We start from the raw sequence: 15075 nt of genomic DNA on the forward strand, positions 1-15075 counted from the left end.
TTCAGTCCGGGAAATGCGAGACGATGATGAACATCACCGTGCCGGCGAGGGTGACGAGGAAGCTCCATGTGAAGAGGACCAGCGCGAAGGGCTGCATCAGCATGAAGACACCGAGGCCGATGAGGAGCGTGGCGAGCATTTCCCACGGGCGGCGGCGGAAGTTGAGGAGACCCTTGAGGAAATCGGTCATGGGAGGACCCCTGTTGGACGATTTTTCTGCGAAAAATCGGGGGGTGATCCTTCTGCGAAGGATCGGCTGACGGGGGGGCGGGGCGATCCTTCGCAGAAGGATCGGGACCGCAATTTTTCGCAGAAAAATTGCGCCCCGGTCATTTGCGGACCGCCCCGAAGGTGATGCCGCGCAGGAGGTGTTTGCGCAGGAGGATGGTGAAGATCATCACGGGCAGGAGGAAGATCGTGGCCCCGGCCGCGACGGCGGGCCAGTCCTGCCCGCCCACGCCGATGATCGTGGGGATGAAGGGCGGCGCGGTCTGCGCCGTGCCGGAGGTGAGCAGCACGGCGAAGGCATATTCGTTCCAAGCGAAGATCAGGCAGAAAATCGCGGTGGAGGCGATGCCGGTGGCGGCCTGCGGCAGCACCACCTTTCGGAAGGCCTGAAAGCGGGTGTAGCCGTCGATCAGCGCGGCCTCTTCATATTCGCGGGGGATTTCGTCGATGAAACCCTTCAGGAGCCAGACGGCGAGGCTGATATTGACCGCCGTATAGAGCAGGATCATGCCCAGATGCGTGTCGGACAGGCCCAGTTCGCGATACATGAGGTAGATGGGGATCGCCACCGCGATGGGCGGCATCATCCGGGTGGAGAGGATGAAGAAGAGAAGGTCATCCTTCAGCGGGACCTTGAAGCGCGAGAAGGCATAGGCGGCCAGCGTGCCGAGGAAGATCGACAGGAAGGTCGAGCCGAAGCCGATGATGACCGAATTGAGGAAGCGTTCGCCGAAGCGGCTTGGCCCCGCGATGACCATGCCGCTTTCGCGGACGATTTCATCATACCATGTCTCGGGCGGGGGGAGGTTCTGGAATTCCTCTGCCGCGACGCGAGTGCGGGTGGTGAAAAGGTTCACATAGCCTTCGAGCGAGGGTTCGAAGACGACCTTGGGCGGATAGGAGATGCTGTCCGGGCCGGATTTGAACCCGGTGGAGATGATCCAGAGAAGCGGCAGCAGGGTGATGACCGCGTAGAGCGTGACGAGGAGGCCCGCGACGAGTTTCGAGCGGCCCGTGGGTTCGGTGACGGAATAGGCGGTCATGTCCGGCCTCCCTTGGCCTGTTCGGGTGACCCCGTCCCGGGCTTGACCCGGGACCTCTCGGCGGCGGTGGCGCGCGGGTGGGGCGGAGGTCCCGGGTCAAGCCCGGGACGGGGTTTCGGGGCGCATGGGGTGGCCAGCATCCTCACCGCTCCTTCACCTTGTTCAGGGCCTTCACGTAGATGGAGGCAAGGCCGAAGACCGTGACGAAGAGGATGATGGCATAGGCCGAGGAATAGCCGGTGCGCCATTTCTCGAAGGCCTCACGCTTCAGGTCGATGGAGGCGAGCAGTGTTTCGTTGCCGGGGCCGCCGCCGGTGAGGAGGACGACCATGTCGAACATCTTGAAATTCTCGATGCCCCGGAACAGCACGGCGAGCATCAGGAAGGGCAGGACCATGGGGATGGTGATGGTCCAGAACTGCCGCCATTTGGAGGCGCGGTCCACCTCGGCGGCCTCGTAGATGTAGTCGGGGATGGAGCGGAGGCCGGCGAGGCAGATGAGCATGACGAAGGGTGTCCACATCCATGTGTCGACGAGGATGATGGACCATTTCGCGAGCCCCCCGGGGCCGAGCATGGAGAAGGAGGAGGCGGGGGTGCCGGTGACCAATTCGACGACGTAGTTCACGAGGCCGATCTGGGGCTGGTAGAGGAAGGTCCAGAAATTGCCCACCACGGCGGGGGAGAGCATCATGGGCAGGACGATCAGCGTCGTCAGCAGGTCGTTGCCCTTGAACTTGCGGTTGATGAGCCAGGCGAGGGTGAAGCCGATGAGGACCTGGAAGAAGAGCGTCCAGAAGAGGAAATGGGCCGTGGTCTGCATGTTGGCCCAGATGCCGTCATCGGTGAGGATGCGGATGTAGTTCCTGAGGCCGACGAATTCGACCTCTTCATTCGGGCGGTTGGCGCGGTAGTTGGTGAAGGAGAGGCGCACCGTCCAGATCAGCGGGAAGATGTTGATCGCCAGCAGCAGGAAGATGGTGGGGGCCACGAAGAGCCACGCGATGGCCCGGTCGGACAGGCCGCGGATGCGGCGGGCGAGCGGGTCGGGCGTGGCGCGGGCGGCGGCGGCGATGGGGTCTGTCATGATCTCATGTCCCTGCGGGAGGAGAGGGCCGGGAAGGCCCCCTCACCCTGCCCTCTCCCCCGATGGGGAGAGGGTGGCGTTGCGCTTGGGTTGCCCCGTTGCACCCGGTTTGGGGATCGGGTGCCCCTCCCCTCTCCTTGGGGAGAGGGGTCGGGGGTGAGGGGTCGGGTCAGAGTTTGCCTTCGTCTTCGAAGACCTCGGTCCAATCCGCGATCAGACCGTCGAGGGCCTCTTGCGCGGTGCCCTGATCGGCCACGACGTAGTTGTGCAGCCGTTCCTGCATGGCGAGCAGGAGCGAGGCATAGGCCGGTTCCTGCCAGAAGTCCTGCACCGCGCCCATGGCTTCGAGGAAGTCGCCGGCGAAGGGGGCGGAATTCACGAATTCCGGATCCTCCAGCACGGCGCGGTGGCAGGAATAGCCGCCCATGGACCACCACTTCTTCTGCACGTCGGGCTGCGCGAACCATTTGATATAGGCCAGCGCGCCGTCCATGTTGTCGGTGTAGGACACGACCGAGATGCCCTGACCGCCGAGGGTGGAGGCGGGCTGGTTCTGGGGCGGGTTCACGAAGAAGTCGATCTTGTCGCCCCCGGTGTTGGGGTCGGCATAGAGACCGGGGAAGAAGGCGAACCAGTTCATCGCCATCGCCACCTGACCCGATTTGAACGCGTCCAGCGACTGTTCCATATAGGCGTTATCATAGCCCGGAGGTGTGCCGGTCTTGTAGAGTTCCTTGTAGAATTCCAGCGCCTCGACGGCGGCGGGCGAGTTCACCGCCCCTTCCATGTCATAGCTGCCGGGGGTGTTCTCATATTTGAAGCCCCAGGCATAAAGGGCGCCGGTCGCGCCCATGGTGATGCCTTCGGAGCCGCGTTCGGTGAAGATGGAGGCGCCATAGACGGTCTGGCCGTCGATCTCGCGCCCTTGGAAGAATTGCGCGATTTCGAGGAGTTCCTTCTGGGATTTGGGTTCGGCGAGGTCGCGGCCATACTTCTCTTTGAATTCGGCCTGAATCTCGGGGCGGGCGAACCAGTCCTTGCGGTAGAACCAGCCATTGGCATCACCCATGGCGGGCAGCGCGTAGTAATTGGGCGTGCCCTTGGGCCATGTGGAATAGGCATAGACTGTCGCCGGGGCGAAATCGTCCATGCTGATGCCTTCCTTGTCGAAGAAGTCGTTCAGCTTGACGTAATGGCCGTTTTCGGCGGAACCGCCGATCCACTGGCTGTCGCCGATCAGAAGGTCGCAGAGCTGCCCGCCGGAATTGAGTTCGTTCAGCATGCGGTCGGCGAAGTTGGGCCACGGCACGAATTCGAAGTTCATCTTGATGCCGGACTGCGCCTCGAAATCCTTGGACAGTTCGACAAGGGCGTTGGCCGGATCCCATGCGGCCCAGCAGAGGGTGAGTTCGTTGGATTGCGCGGATGCCATGCCCGCAAGGGAAAGGGCTGCCGCCGATGTGGCGACAAGAAGTCTGGCCTTCATTGATGTTCCTCCCGGTTCAGATGTCGTGTCATGCACGTGCCCGTTCGGACAGGGTCCCCCACCCCCGGGCCTTCTGTGACCGTGACGATAGGCGTGGCAGGGCGAGTCTGTCCACCGATTTTTGAGGTACGTTCCTCATTATTCTTTGCGTGACGGAGAGGGATGGGTTTTTTCCATTTCCCAGCAAAGGTTTGGCCACCCTCAGGCGGAAGGGTCAGGGGTCGGGAGGGAGGTTTTCGCGGATCACCACCTCGATCCGGAGTTGTTCTTGCCCTTCGTCGATGGGGGCGCGGTCGGCCTTGGCGCGCAGGACGCGGAGGGTGGAGCGGGCGAGATGGCCGGGGTTCTGGGCGATGACGGCGTCGAGATGGCCGTCGATCAGGGCCTGACGGGTGTGGGGGGTGAGTTCGTGGCCGATGACGACGAAGCGGCGCAGAAGGCCGTTGTCGCGCAGATGGGCAGCCAGCGCGCGGTGGCCCGAGCCGATGAGATAGATGCCCACGACATCGGGGAGTGTGGCGAGGCAGTCGCCAAGCGCGCGGCGGAGCGCCTCCGGCGAGCCATGGGTTTCGATGGTGGGGCGGACGTGGAGGCGGGGGAATTCGGCCTGCATCACCTCGTCGAAGCCGCGGCGGCGTTCGATGCTGTCGCGCAGGAGCATGGAATCGGCCACGGCGAGGACGCTGCCCGAGAGGCCCCGACAGAAGCGGCCCATGAGGACGCCCGCGGTACGGCCCGCGGCATGGCTGTCGGTGCCGATGAAATGGTCGCGGTCGGTATTGGGGAGATCGGAGGCGAGGGCCACGAGCGGGATGCCGCGCGCCTTGAGGGCGCGGATGGCGTCGCGGATGACGGGGGTTTCGGGGGCCATGAGGGCGACGCCTGCCACATCCTCGGGCGAGAGGGCGGCGAGGCGTTCGGCGAGGATGTGCATGTCCTCGGGCGGGTAGCGCCGCAGGTCGAGTTCGGTGCGGCTGGCGGCAGCGAGGGCGGCGGCCTCGGTCAGGGCATCGGCGAGGGTTTGGACGAACTGGCTGTCCGTGTCGGGCAAGAGCGCGACCATGCGGTAGGAGCGGCTGCGGGCGAGGTTGGCGGCGGCCATGTCGCGGACATAGCCAAGCCGTGCGATGGCATCCTGAACGGCGTCGATCGTCTTGGCGCGGACGCCGGGGCGGGCGTTCAGGACACGGTCCACCGTGGCAAGGCTTACACCTGCCTCGCGCGCGATGTCGATGACGGTGGGTCTGGTCATGCGGCGGCCCTGCGCCCCGAAGACCGGGGTTCGGATCGGGGTCCGGCCTTTATCGGGGCAAGACTGAGGTACGTCAATCAGTCCGTTGGAGGTAGGCGGGCCGCGCCCCGGGGCGCAAAGGAAAGGCCCGGCCTGCGGGCGCGCGGGCCGGGCCTTGGAGATGTGGTGCGGCCTGTCAGGCGTGATGGGCGCGGTAGGCGCCGTGGCCCACGAGGCAGACGATGCTTTCGATCCCGGCGGCCGAGATCGGTTTCGGCAGGAAGCCGTTCATCCCGGCATCGAAGCAGTTGCGCCGCGAGTTGTCGTCGATGTGGCGGGTCAGCGCCACGATCGGCACCGTTGCCCCCCGGCGCGAGGTCGACCGCAGGTTGCGGGCGGCGGTCAGGCCATCCATGCCGGGCATGGCGAGATCCATCAGCACCAGACCGATGTCGCTCGTCTCGGCATAGGCGGCGAGGGCAGCCTCGCCATCCTCGGCCTCGATCACCTCGTATCCGCGGGCCTCGATCAGGATGCGGGCGACCAGACGGTTGATCGGGTCGTCATCCACCACGAGGATGCGAGGGCGTTCGGCAGGTGCAGGGCGGTAGGCTGTCACGTCTTTTGTCCTGGCTTGGCTTGCTTGAGCTGTCGGCATCGCACGACCCTAATGTGAAAGTTTGTCCGGTCGTTGTTTCGGGTTCGTCTTTTCTTCGTCGTCTTCTGGCCGATACGGAGGCCCCCACAGCCTGACCCGCATCTGCCGCCTTCACGGTTGCCGCGGCGGTCCCCACCAAAGACCTGACCGCGGCAACCGCCGTTTTGTGTGACGGCTTCGGTTTGTCCCCACCACGGTCTGCCCCGTTGCTGCCACGAGAAGAAGGCTGGGCCCAATGGCTGAGTCGAGCAAGTGGGGGGGGCCGGGGCTTTGGGCCGGTTTGGATAGGTGGTTTAGGGGCATAAACTTTGGTTTATGCGTATTTTCCGGCGTGTTTTTCAGGGTTTATGCGGCGTTGTTCACGCAGTGGATACAGTCCCGGAATGCGGATTCAATTGGTGCCCGGATGGTGACAATGGGGCTGTGCGACTCGATCAATCGGCGACGGGAGCCCAGAGGACGGAGTCGATGCGCGGGGCGCCTGTGGCGAGCATGACGAGGCGGTCGAAGCCCAGAGCGATGCCCGAAGCGGGCGGCATCAAGGCAAGGGCCGCGAGGAAATCCTCGTCCAGCGGATAGCGTTCGCCATAGATTCGCTCTTTTTCATCCATCTCGAGGCCGAAGCGGCGGCGTTGTTCGACGGGGTTGGTGAGTTCGCCGAAGCCATTGGCGAGTTCCACCCCGCAGGCATAAAGCTCGAACCGTTCCGCCTCGCGCGGGTCATCGGCGCAGGTGCGGGCAAGCGCCGCCTCGGCGGCGGGATAGCGGTCGAGGATGGTGATGCAGCCCTGACCGAGATGGGGTTCGACATGGGCGACGAGGACCTTGGACAGGAGGTCGGACCATGTGTCGTCTGGGGAAAGGGCCATGCCCTGCCCCGCCATCTGGGCGGCAAGCGCGTCGCGGTCGGTGCTGCCGTCGGGGCGGATGGTGGCGAGAAGGTCGAGGCGGGCGTAACGGGTGAAGGCCTGTGCGACCGACAGGCGTTCCGGCGTGGCGAAGGGGTCGCAGGTCCGGTCGCGGAAGCGCAGGAGGGGTGTGCCTGCGGTGGTGGCGGCGAGGCGGAGGAAGGTGACGGTGTCTTCCATCAGGGTGCTGTAATCCTCGCCCACGCGGTACCATTCCAGCATGGTGAATTCCGGCGAATGGAGCGCGCCCCGTTCGCGGTTGCGCCAGACATGGGCGAAGGCATGGATGCGGGTTTCGCCTGCCGCGAGCAGTTTCTTCATCGCGAATTCGGGGCTGGTATGGAGGTGCATCCGGCGGGGCGTGCCGTCATGCGACAAGGCATCGGTGGAGAAAGCGTGCAGATGCGCCTCGTTCCCCGGGGAGACCTGCAGGGCGGCTGGGTCCACCTCGGTGAAGCCGTTGTCATCGAACCAGCGGCGGAGGGCGGATTGGATGCGGTTGCGGGCCAGAAGAAGCGGGCGGCGGTCGGCGTGGCGGGAGGGGTGCCACCAAGCGGTTGCGGCTGTATCGGTCATGTCGGCAAGGCTCCGGCGCTTTCGGTTTGAGGTTTGGCGCAAGATGCGCTAGGTGCAGCGCCAATCATTCGCCTGCGCAGTTACGCGGGCCCAATCGAAACCGCAAGGAAACGACCCGTGAAAGTCATCGCCTCTTCCCTTCGCAAGGGCAATGTCGTCGAGATGGACGGCAAGCTTTATGCCGTGCTGAAAGCCGAGAATTTCCATCCCGGCAAGGGCACGCCCACGACATCCGTCGACATGCGCCGCATCTCGGACGGGGTGAAGGTGTCGGAACGCTGGCGGACGACCGAGATGGTCGAGAAGGCCACGGTCGACGAGCGGGAATACGACTATCTCTATAGTGACGGCGAGGGCTATCACTTCATGGAGCCCAACACCTATGAGCAGTTGACCGCGACCGAGGATGTCGTGGGTGAGGATGCGGTCTTCCTGACGGAAGGCATCAAGGTTTATCTTCGCACCTTCGAAGGCGTGCCGATCGCGCTGGAACTGCCGCAGAAGGTGGTGGTGGAGATCACCGAGACGGAGCCCGTGGTGAAGGGGCAGACGGCATCGTCGTCCTACAAGCCCGCGATCTGTTCGAACGGGCTGCGGGTCATGGTGCCGCCGCATATCGGGGCGGGGACGCGGATCGTGATCAACACGGACGATCATTCCTATGTGGAACGCGCGAAGGATTGATCCCTCTCGCCAAAACGGATGCAGGGGCGCCTTCGGGCGCCCTTTTCTTTTGCGCGGATTGCCGCGGGTTGCGGGACGGCTGTTGCGCGGGTTCTTGCCGCGCTGCGCCGCGGCATGGGCGCGCGGGAGGATATTTCGCTGCATGCGCGAAATGGCGCGCAACTGCAGGACGTTTTCCGGCAAGGGTGCGCCGAAAGGGAGGATGTTCCGGATCACGGGCGAATTTCAGGACCAGAAACATCGCGTGATGCGGTAACCTTGGGTGGAATCGACTCGGAGGAGTGCTGCCCATGCCCAAGATCCAGACGATTGCCCGCCCGCCCGTCCAGCGCCCGGCGAAGGCCGCGCAGATGGGGGCTGTTGCCCTGTTCCTGATGGTCTATCTGGCCGTCCTGGCCGTGATGTTCGCCCCGGAGGGCTATTTCATCACCGAAACCATCCCGGCGGTGGCGGCGGACTGACCGCCGCCCCCTGCCCTGCCCGCCTGAGCCCTGCCTGACCCTGCATCATCGCCGCCACGATCCTTGGCACTTTGCCCGCGCGGGGCAGGCAGCGCCTTGCCGCCCTGTCTGGCCTGTTCTAATCAGGGCAGAGCAGACAAGGGCATAGCATGCGCATCCTGATCACGAATGACGACGGCATCAACGCGCCGGGGCTTGAGGTGTTGACCGAGATCGCTACGGCCCTTGCGGGGCCGGAGGGCGAGGTCTGGACCGTTGCCCCCGCTTTCGAGCAGTCGGGCGTGGGGCATTGCATCAGCTATACCCATCCGATGATGATTGCCAAGCTTGCCCCCCGCCGTTTTGCCGCCGAGGGAAGCCCTGCGGATTGCGTGCTGGCGGGGATCTATGACGTGTTGCAGGGGGCGCGGCCGGATCTGGTGCTTTCTGGGGTGAACCGGGGGAACAATTCGGCGGAGAACGTGCTGTATTCCGGCACGATCGGCGGGGCGATGGAGGCGGCGTTGCAGGGCATTCCGGCCATCGCGCTGTCGCAGTTCTTCGGGCCGGAGATGGACGGGCTGGCCGATCCGTTCGAGGCGGCGCGGCAGCATGGGCCGGGCGTGGTGAAGGCGCTGCTGGAGCGCGGCATCTGGACCAATGACGATTACCGGGTGTTCTACAACGTGAACTTCCCCCCCCTGCCCGCCGCGCGGGTGAAGGGGGTGAAGGTGGCGGCGCAGGGGTTCCGGCGCGACACGTCGTTCAGCGCCGAGGCGCAGCTTTCGCCTACGGGGCGGCGCTATCTGTGGATCAAGGGCGGGCCGCAGCAGACGCCCACCTTGCCGGGAACGGATGCGGCGGTGAACCTTGAGGGCTATGTCTCGGTCACGCCGATGCGGGCGGACCTTACTGCACATGACCTGCTGGCGGACCTTGAGGCGCGGCTGGCATGACAGGGGGCGCGGACTTGGACGAAGACGGGTCCGACGCCGAACGGAAGATGCGGTTTCTTTATGCGCTGCGGTCGCGCGGGGTGACGGATGGGCGGGTGCTTTCGGCGATGGAGACCATCGACCGGGGGTTGTTCGTGCGGGGGCTGTTCGCGGAACGCGCCTATGAGGACATGCCGCTGCCCATCGCCTGCGGCCAGACGATCAGCCAGCCCAGCATCGTGGGGATCATGACGCAGGCCTTGGCCGTGCAGCCGCGCGACAAGGTGCTGGAGGTGGGCACGGGGTCGGGCTATCAGGCCGCGATCCTGAGCCAGCTTGCGCGGCGGGTCTATACGGTGGACCGCCACAAGCGGCTGGTGCGCGAGGCGGAGGGGATCTTCCGCAGCCTCGATCTGACGAATATCACGGCGCTGGCGGCGGATGGGAGTTTCGGCCTGCCGGAGCAGGCGCCCTTTGATCGCATCATAGTGACCGCCGCCGCGGAAGACCCACCCGGCCCCCTATTGGCGCAACTGAAAACCGGGGGTATCATGGTGCTGCCCGTCGGGCAGTCGGACACGGTGCAGAGCCTGATCAAGGTGACGCGGACGGAAAGCGGGTTCGACTATGACGAGCTTCGCCCCGTGCGGTTCGTGCCGCTGGTCGAGGGTCTGGGCACGGAATGAGAGAAATGGCTTCGGGATCGAAACCCGGACCGCAGGCAGAGAGGCAGATGATGACCTTCGCACCCGTGACGATGCGCGCCCTTGGTTTGACGGTGTCGCTGGCGGCGCTTTCGGCCTGTACCGGGGGGCAGCCGGGGATGCTTTCCGATCTGGATTGGGATTTCCGGAGCGGAGGGAACACCTTCGACACGACGGATGCGGCGCGGCAGGCGACGGCGGCGCGGCCAAGCCCGGATGCGAATGGGGTGATCAGCTATCCGGGCTATCAGGTGGCGGTGGCGCGGCGCGGGGATACGGTCGGCAGCGTGGCGGCGCGGGTGGGGATCAACCCGGCGGAACTGGCCAGCTATAACGCGATCCAGCCGAATGCGACCTTGCGGGATGGCGAGGTGCTGGCCCTGCCGCGGCGCGTGGCGGCAGCGGGCAGCGTGGCGGGCGCCGGATCGGTGATCGGCAGCGGCAATGTGGCGGCAGCGCCCCTGCCCTCGGCGGGGGGCGGGGCGGTCAGCGTGACCAGCATCGCGACCACGGCGCTGGACCGGGTGGAGAGCAGCGGCAGCGCGACCCCGGTCGCGGCGGCGCCGGCGCAGACGCAGGCGGCGGGGGCGAACCTTGGGTCGATGGCCCCGACGCGGCATCAGGTGAAGCGGGGCGAGACGGCGTTTTCCATCGCGCGGATGTACAATGTCTCGGCCCGGGCTCTGGCGGATTGGAACGGGTTGGGGGCCGATCTGGAGGTGCGCGAGGGGCAGTATCTGATGATCCCGACGCCCTCGGGCGCGCCTGCGCCGAAGGTGGAGGAGGTGGTGACGCCTCCGGGTGCGGGATCGCCGACGCCGGAGCCGCCCTCGGCGGCGAAGCCCTTGCCGGACGAGGAGACGAAGCCCGCGGCGCAGGCGGCACAGGACCGGCCGGCCTCGCCCGATCTAGGCGAGCAGCGGACCACGGCCTCGGCGGCGCAATTCGCGATGCCAGTGGACGGAAACATCATCCGGGGCTATGCGCCGCCAAAGAACAACGGGATCGACATCGCTGCCCCGCCGGGAACACCCGTGAAAGCGGCGGCCGCGGGACGCGTCGGAACGATCACGACGGATACGTCGCAGATGCCGATCATCGTGCTTTTGCACGAGGGTGGACTGGTCACGATCTATGCTGGCGTCGCAGGGATTGCCGTGAAGAAGGGTGACACCGTCAAGAAAGGCCAGACCATCGCGAATGTCCGTTCGGGCAATCCGTCCTTTCTGCACTTCGAAGTGCGCCGCGGGGCGGCTGTAACCGATCCGATGCCCTTCCTGAAATAGGCGGGAGCCAGACAGCAGTCGCAGGTCGGCGCGGGCCGTCGGGCCGATGCCTCAGGCGGCGCGGGAGACGAGGACCTTGTCGATACGGCGGTCGTCGAGGTCGATCACCTCGAACCGCCAGCCTTCGGCGGATTTCGCCTCGCCCAAGGTGGGCAGGCGCCCGAAGAGGTTGAGGACCAGCCCCGCCACGGTTTCATAGCCCCCTGCCGTGTCACGCGGGATGCCGATGCGGTCGCAAAATTCGTCGGCGGGCATCCAGCCTGAGACGAGGAGGCTGCCATCCTCGCGTTCCACGAGGGCGGGTTCGGCCTCGGTCTGGGTGGCGACGGTGCCGGTGATCGCCTCGAGTATGTCGCCGGAGGTGATGATGCCTTCGAAATTGCCGTATTCGTCATAGACGAGGGCAAGGTGATGGGTGGAGCCCTGCAGGATGTCCATCACGGCGATGGCGTCGGCCATGTCGGAGACGACCGGGACTTCGCGCAGGAGGCGCGTGGGATCGAGCGATTGCTTGCGCGAGAGGGCGTCGAAAGCCTCGGACAGGAGGATGATGCCCAGAACCTCGCCGGTTTCGGGGTTCTGCACGGGCATGCGGGGACGCGCGATGCGGCGGATGGCGGCGACGGTTTCGGCGGGGGTGGCGGTGATGTCGAGCATCTCCACCTCGTGTCGGGGGGTCATCAGGGCGCGGGCGGAACGGTCGGCAAGGCGCATGACGCCCGCGAGCATCTCGCGTTCCTCCTGTTCGAGAATGCCTTCCTGATGCGCCTCGGTCAGGAGGGAGTGAACCTCTTCCTCGGTCACCTTGGCGCCACTGTCGCCGCGCGCGCCGAGAAGCCAGAGCAGCGCCTTGCCTGAACGGTCGAGGAACCAGACGACGGGGGCGGCGATGATGGAGAGAAGGCGCATCGCGGGAGCGACGCGGATCGCCACGGCCTCGGGGTTCCTGAGCGCGAGTTGCTTGGGGACGAGTTCGCCCACGATGAGCGAGAGGTAGGTGAGCAGGATGACGACACCGCCCACGCCGAGCGTGGCGGCAAGTTCGGGATCGACCCCCTGCCCCGTCAGCCAGCGCGACAGGCGCGCGCCCAGCGTGGCCCCGGAGAAGGCCCCGGACAGGACGCCCACCATGGTGATGCCGATCTGGACGGTAGAGAGGAAGCGGCCCGGATCCTCGGCAAGGCGCAGGGCGGTGGCGGCCCCACGCGACTTGCCCTCCAGCGGTTTGAGCCGGGCGGGACGGGCCGAGACGATGGCGAGTTCAGACATCGCCAGCACACCGTTGAGGACGATGAGGCCAAGGACGATGAGGATTTCGGTAAGCATGCTGTCCTGAACGGAGCGGGGAGAGCGGGGAGAGCGGGGAGAGCGGGGAGAGCGGGGAGAGCGGGGAGAGCGGGGAGAGCGGGGAGAGCGGGGAGAGCGGGGAGAGCGGGGAAGGTAGGGGCTGCACCCGCCCGGCGCAAGGGATGTCAGGTGATGCGGACGCCTTCGCGGGCTGCAAGGTCACAGAAAAATTGCCAAGCGACGCGGCCGGAGCGTGCGCCGCGCGTGGCCTGCCATTCCACAGCCTCGGCATGGAGCCGTTCCTCGGGGACGGAGACGCCATGGGCGGCGCAATAGCCGCGGATCATGTCGAGATAGTCGTCCTGCGAGCAGGGATGGAAGCCCAGCCAGAGACCGAAGCGGTCGGAGAGGGAAACCTTTTCCTCGACCGCCTCGGAGGGGTTGATGGCGGTGGACCGTTCATTTTCGATCATGTCGCGGGGCATGAGGTGGCGGCGGTTCGACGTGGCGTAGAACAGCACGTTTTCGGGCCGGCCTTCGATGCCGCCATCCAGCACGGCCTTGAGGCTTTTGTAATGCTGGTCATCGTGGCTGAAGGAGAGGTCGTCGCAGAAGAGGACGAAGCGCAGATGCGGCGCGGCGCGGAGATGCGCCAGAAGGCGGGTGACGGAGGGCAGATCCTCGCGGCTGAGTTCGACGATCTTCAGGTCATGTCCTTCGGCGCGAATGGCGGCGTGGACGGATTTGACGAGAGAGGATTTCCCCATGCCGCGCGCGCCCCAAAGCAGCGCGTTGTTGGCAGACAGGCCCATCGCGAAGTGGCGGGTATTTTCGAGGAGCGTGTCGCGCGAGCGGTTCACGCCCACCAGAAGCGACAGGTCCACGCGCGAGACGCGGGCGACGGGTTCCAGCCGGTCAGGCGCGGTGTGCCAGACGAAGGCCTCGTCCGTGAAATCGGGGGCGGGCATAGGGGCGGGGGCCATCCGCTCCAGCGCGGCGGCGATGCGGGTCAGGGAGTCTTCGGTCATGCCTTGGGCGTTTCCTCGTCTTCGTCCTCGTCGATCCAGGTGCCTTCGGCGCGCATCCGCGCCTCGCGCTGCTTTTCGATCCGGCGGATCAGGAGGATGGAGATTTCGTAGAGCGGGTAGATCGCCGAGAAGAGGATGAGTTGCGACATGATGTCGGGCGGGGTGACGAGGGCCGCCACGACGAGGATCAGCACGATCGCATAGCGGCGCATGCCCGCCAGCCCACGTGAGGTGATGAGACCCGCCTTGCCCATGAGCGTGAGCAGGACCGGAAGCTGGAAGCAGATCCCGAAGGCCATGACGAAGCCGGTGGTGAGGGAGAGGTATTGCTCCATCGAACCCTGGAAAACGATGCCCGCGGGCGCATCGGTGGCGATGGCGCCGGTCGTGGGATCGCCGCCGAAATTCTGCTGGAAGTTCAGGAAGAAATTGAAGGCGATGGGCAGGACAACGTAATAGGCGAAGGCGGCGCCCGCGATGAACATGGCCGGGGAGGCGATGATGAAGGGCAGGAAGGCCTGCTTTTCCGAGCGGTAGAGGCCCGGCGCCACGAAGCGCCACATCTGATAGGCGATGATCGGGAAGGAGAGGGCGAAGCCGCCGAGCACCGAGATTCGCACGGCGACGAAGAAACCTTCCTGCAGCTTGATCAGGACAAGGCCGCAATCCTGCTGGCGTTCGGCCAGCGCGTCGCAGATCGGATGGGTGAGGAAGTTGAAGATCGGGTTCCAGACGGTGAAACAGATCACCATCGCCACGACGAAGGCCGCCAGCGAATAGAGGATGCGCGTCCTGAGTTCGGCAAGATGCTCGATCAGGGGGGCGGAGCTGTCGTCGATGTCGTCCGGGCTGGAGGTCATTCGGTCTTGTCCTTGGCTGCCGGTTTGCGGCTGCGTTTGGCGGGGGCTTGAGCCTCGGTCGCGGGGGCCGTGGGGGTTTCGGCGTTCACGGCGCGCAGCTTTTCAGCGGCTTCGCGGGCGATGGCGGCCTTTTTCGCCTGTTTTTCAGCGAGTGCCTGTGTCGCGGGGCCTGCGGCAGCGATGGCCGGAGAGGGATCGGGCGGCGTTGTGGGCGCGGGGGCTGCTTCGGCCGCAGGGGCGCTGTTCGCCATAGCCGGGGCCGGGGTCGCGGGCATCGGCGGCGGTGTCGGGACGCGCGGGGGCGGCGGGCTGGTGGGTTTGGCTGCGTTCTTCAGCGGATCCCATTTCTCGAACTTGTCGGCGGCAGATTTCACCGCCTCGAGTCCCATCGCCTTGGGCGAGGTGGCGGTCCGGATGTCCTTGAGATCCTTTGCCACATCGTCCACGCCCGTGTCGCGGGCGGCCTGTTCCATGGCCCGCGAGAAGTCCCGCGCCATGGAGCGGGCCTTGGCGGTGAAGCGGCCCAAAGTGCGGAACATCTCGGGCAGGTCCTTAGGTCCGATGACGATCAGCGCCACCACCCCGATGACCAGCAGTTCGGCCCAGCCGAAATCCATCGCCCTACCCTTTCCTG

General features: G+C 65.7%; 16 protein-coding genes. 5 read left to right on the forward strand and 11 right to left on the reverse strand.

Annotated elements, in window-relative coordinates; genetic code table 11:
* Position 1: 1 nt before the first annotated feature.
* From TabM4_RS11520 to epmA, 7 genes are all read right to left on the reverse strand, one after another.
* Positions 2–190: a hypothetical protein gene (locus tag TabM4_RS11520; RefSeq protein ID WP_434612429.1), complete on the reverse strand. Its 189-nt coding sequence runs from the start codon at positions 188–190 to the stop codon at positions 2–4.
* A 139-nt stretch (positions 191–329) separates the two neighbouring features.
* Positions 330–1271: a carbohydrate ABC transporter permease gene (locus TabM4_RS11525; protein ID WP_434612431.1), complete on the reverse strand. Its 942-nt coding sequence runs from the start codon at positions 1269–1271 to the stop codon at positions 330–332.
* Positions 1272–1413: 142 nt separating this feature from the next.
* Positions 1414–2358: a carbohydrate ABC transporter permease gene (locus TabM4_RS11530; protein ID WP_434612433.1), complete on the reverse strand. Its 945-nt coding sequence runs from the start codon at positions 2356–2358 to the stop codon at positions 1414–1416.
* Positions 2359–2527: 169 nt separating this feature from the next.
* Positions 2528–3844, reverse strand: a complete 1317-nt coding sequence (locus TabM4_RS11535; RefSeq protein WP_434612435.1) for an ABC transporter substrate-binding protein — start codon at positions 3842–3844, stop codon at positions 2528–2530.
* 214 nt (positions 3845–4058) lie between these two features.
* On the reverse strand, positions 4059–5096 hold the full coding sequence (locus tag TabM4_RS11540; RefSeq protein WP_434612437.1) for a LacI family DNA-binding transcriptional regulator: 1038 nt from the start codon (positions 5094–5096) through the stop codon (positions 4059–4061).
* A gap of 175 nt (positions 5097–5271) precedes the next feature.
* A complete protein-coding gene (locus TabM4_RS11545; protein ID WP_434612439.1) occupies positions 5272–5694 on the reverse strand; it encodes a response regulator in 423 nt (140 codons plus the stop codon).
* A 473-nt stretch (positions 5695–6167) separates the two neighbouring features.
* Complete coding sequence (gene epmA / locus TabM4_RS11550) at positions 6168–7217, reverse strand: EF-P lysine aminoacylase EpmA (RefSeq protein ID WP_434612440.1); 1050 nt, start codon at positions 7215–7217, stop codon at positions 6168–6170.
* A gap of 117 nt (positions 7218–7334) precedes the next feature.
* Between epmA and efp the strand changes: the two genes are divergently transcribed.
* The 5 genes from efp (at position 7335) to TabM4_RS11575 (ending at position 11266) form a co-directional block, all read left to right on the forward strand.
* Positions 7335–7901, forward strand: coding sequence for an elongation factor P (efp, locus tag TabM4_RS11555; RefSeq protein WP_161762755.1), 567 nt, complete (start codon positions 7335–7337; stop codon positions 7899–7901).
* A 290-nt stretch (positions 7902–8191) separates the two neighbouring features.
* Positions 8192–8362, forward strand: coding sequence for a hypothetical protein (locus TabM4_RS11560; RefSeq protein WP_434612443.1), 171 nt, complete (start codon positions 8192–8194; stop codon positions 8360–8362).
* Positions 8363–8511: 149 nt separating this feature from the next.
* Positions 8512–9297, forward strand: a complete 786-nt coding sequence (gene surE / locus TabM4_RS11565; protein WP_434612444.1) for a 5'/3'-nucleotidase SurE — start codon at positions 8512–8514, stop codon at positions 9295–9297.
* Positions 9294–9962: a protein-L-isoaspartate(D-aspartate) O-methyltransferase gene (locus TabM4_RS11570; RefSeq protein ID WP_434612446.1), complete on the forward strand. Its 669-nt coding sequence runs from the start codon at positions 9294–9296 to the stop codon at positions 9960–9962. The genes surE and TabM4_RS11570 overlap by 4 nt, the downstream gene beginning before the upstream one ends.
* 50 nt (positions 9963–10012) lie before the next feature.
* Positions 10013–11266, forward strand: coding sequence for a peptidoglycan DD-metalloendopeptidase family protein (locus TabM4_RS11575; RefSeq protein ID WP_434622046.1), 1254 nt, complete (start codon positions 10013–10015; stop codon positions 11264–11266).
* Between the two features lie 51 nt (positions 11267–11317).
* Here TabM4_RS11575 and TabM4_RS11580 read toward each other — a convergent pair whose 3' ends face one another.
* The 4 genes from TabM4_RS11580 to tatB all read right to left on the reverse strand — a co-directional run bounded on the left by TabM4_RS11580 (position 11318) and on the right by tatB (position 15058).
* Positions 11318–12592, reverse strand: a complete 1275-nt coding sequence (locus TabM4_RS11580) for a hemolysin family protein (RefSeq protein WP_434612448.1) — start codon at positions 12590–12592, stop codon at positions 11318–11320.
* A 146-nt stretch (positions 12593–12738) separates the two neighbouring features.
* Positions 12739–13581: an ATP-binding protein gene (locus TabM4_RS11585; protein WP_434612450.1), complete on the reverse strand. Its 843-nt coding sequence runs from the start codon at positions 13579–13581 to the stop codon at positions 12739–12741.
* Entirely contained in the window at positions 13578–14441 is an 864-nt protein-coding gene (tatC, locus tag TabM4_RS11590; RefSeq protein ID WP_434612452.1) for a twin-arginine translocase subunit TatC, read from the reverse strand. Before tatC ends, TabM4_RS11585 begins: the two co-directional genes overlap by 4 nt.
* Positions 14438–15058 carry a Sec-independent protein translocase protein TatB gene (gene tatB / locus TabM4_RS11595; protein ID WP_434612454.1) on the reverse strand — a complete coding sequence of 207 codons (621 nt, stop codon included), beginning with the start codon at positions 15056–15058 and terminating at the stop codon, positions 14438–14440. Before tatB ends, tatC begins: the two co-directional genes overlap by 4 nt.
* Positions 15059–15075 lie beyond the last annotated feature (17 nt).

Origin of the sequence: Tabrizicola sp. M-4 (assembly GCF_051132405.1) — a bacterium.
Classification (GTDB): Bacteria; Pseudomonadota; Alphaproteobacteria; order Rhodobacterales; family Rhodobacteraceae; genus Paragemmobacter.

Bases quoted from the DNA above. Each gene is read 5' to 3' on its own strand.
- TabM4_RS11575 (WP_434622046.1), top strand. From the start codon at position 10,013: ATGACCTTCGCACCCGTGACGATGCGCGCCCTTGGTTTGACGGTGTCG.
- TabM4_RS11580 (WP_434612448.1), bottom strand. From the start codon at position 12,592: ATGCTTACCGAAATCCTCATCGTCCTTGGCCTCATCGTCCTCAACGGT.
- TabM4_RS11525 (WP_434612431.1), bottom strand. From the start codon at position 1,271: ATGACCGCCTATTCCGTCACCGAACCCACGGGCCGCTCGAAACTCGTC.
- TabM4_RS11520 (WP_434612429.1), bottom strand. From the start codon at position 190: ATGACCGATTTCCTCAAGGGTCTCCTCAACTTCCGCCGCCGCCCGTGG.
- TabM4_RS11570 (WP_434612446.1), top strand. From the start codon at position 9,294: ATGACAGGGGGCGCGGACTTGGACGAAGACGGGTCCGACGCCGAACGG.
- tatB (WP_434612454.1), bottom strand. From the start codon at position 15,058: ATGGATTTCGGCTGGGCCGAACTGCTGGTCATCGGGGTGGTGGCGCTG.
- tatC (WP_434612452.1), bottom strand. From the start codon at position 14,441: ATGACCTCCAGCCCGGACGACATCGACGACAGCTCCGCCCCCCTGATC.
- TabM4_RS11530 (WP_434612433.1), bottom strand. From the start codon at position 2,358: ATGACAGACCCCATCGCCGCCGCCGCCCGCGCCACGCCCGACCCGCTC.
- TabM4_RS11535 (WP_434612435.1), bottom strand. From the start codon at position 3,844: ATGAAGGCCAGACTTCTTGTCGCCACATCGGCGGCAGCCCTTTCCCTT.
- surE (WP_434612444.1), top strand. From the start codon at position 8,512: ATGCGCATCCTGATCACGAATGACGACGGCATCAACGCGCCGGGGCTT.
- TabM4_RS11560 (WP_434612443.1), top strand. From the start codon at position 8,192: ATGCCCAAGATCCAGACGATTGCCCGCCCGCCCGTCCAGCGCCCGGCG.
- TabM4_RS11540 (WP_434612437.1), bottom strand. From the start codon at position 5,096: ATGACCAGACCCACCGTCATCGACATCGCGCGCGAGGCAGGTGTAAGC.
- epmA (WP_434612440.1), bottom strand. From the start codon at position 7,217: ATGACCGATACAGCCGCAACCGCTTGGTGGCACCCCTCCCGCCACGCC.
- TabM4_RS11585 (WP_434612450.1), bottom strand. From the start codon at position 13,581: ATGACCGAAGACTCCCTGACCCGCATCGCCGCCGCGCTGGAGCGGATG.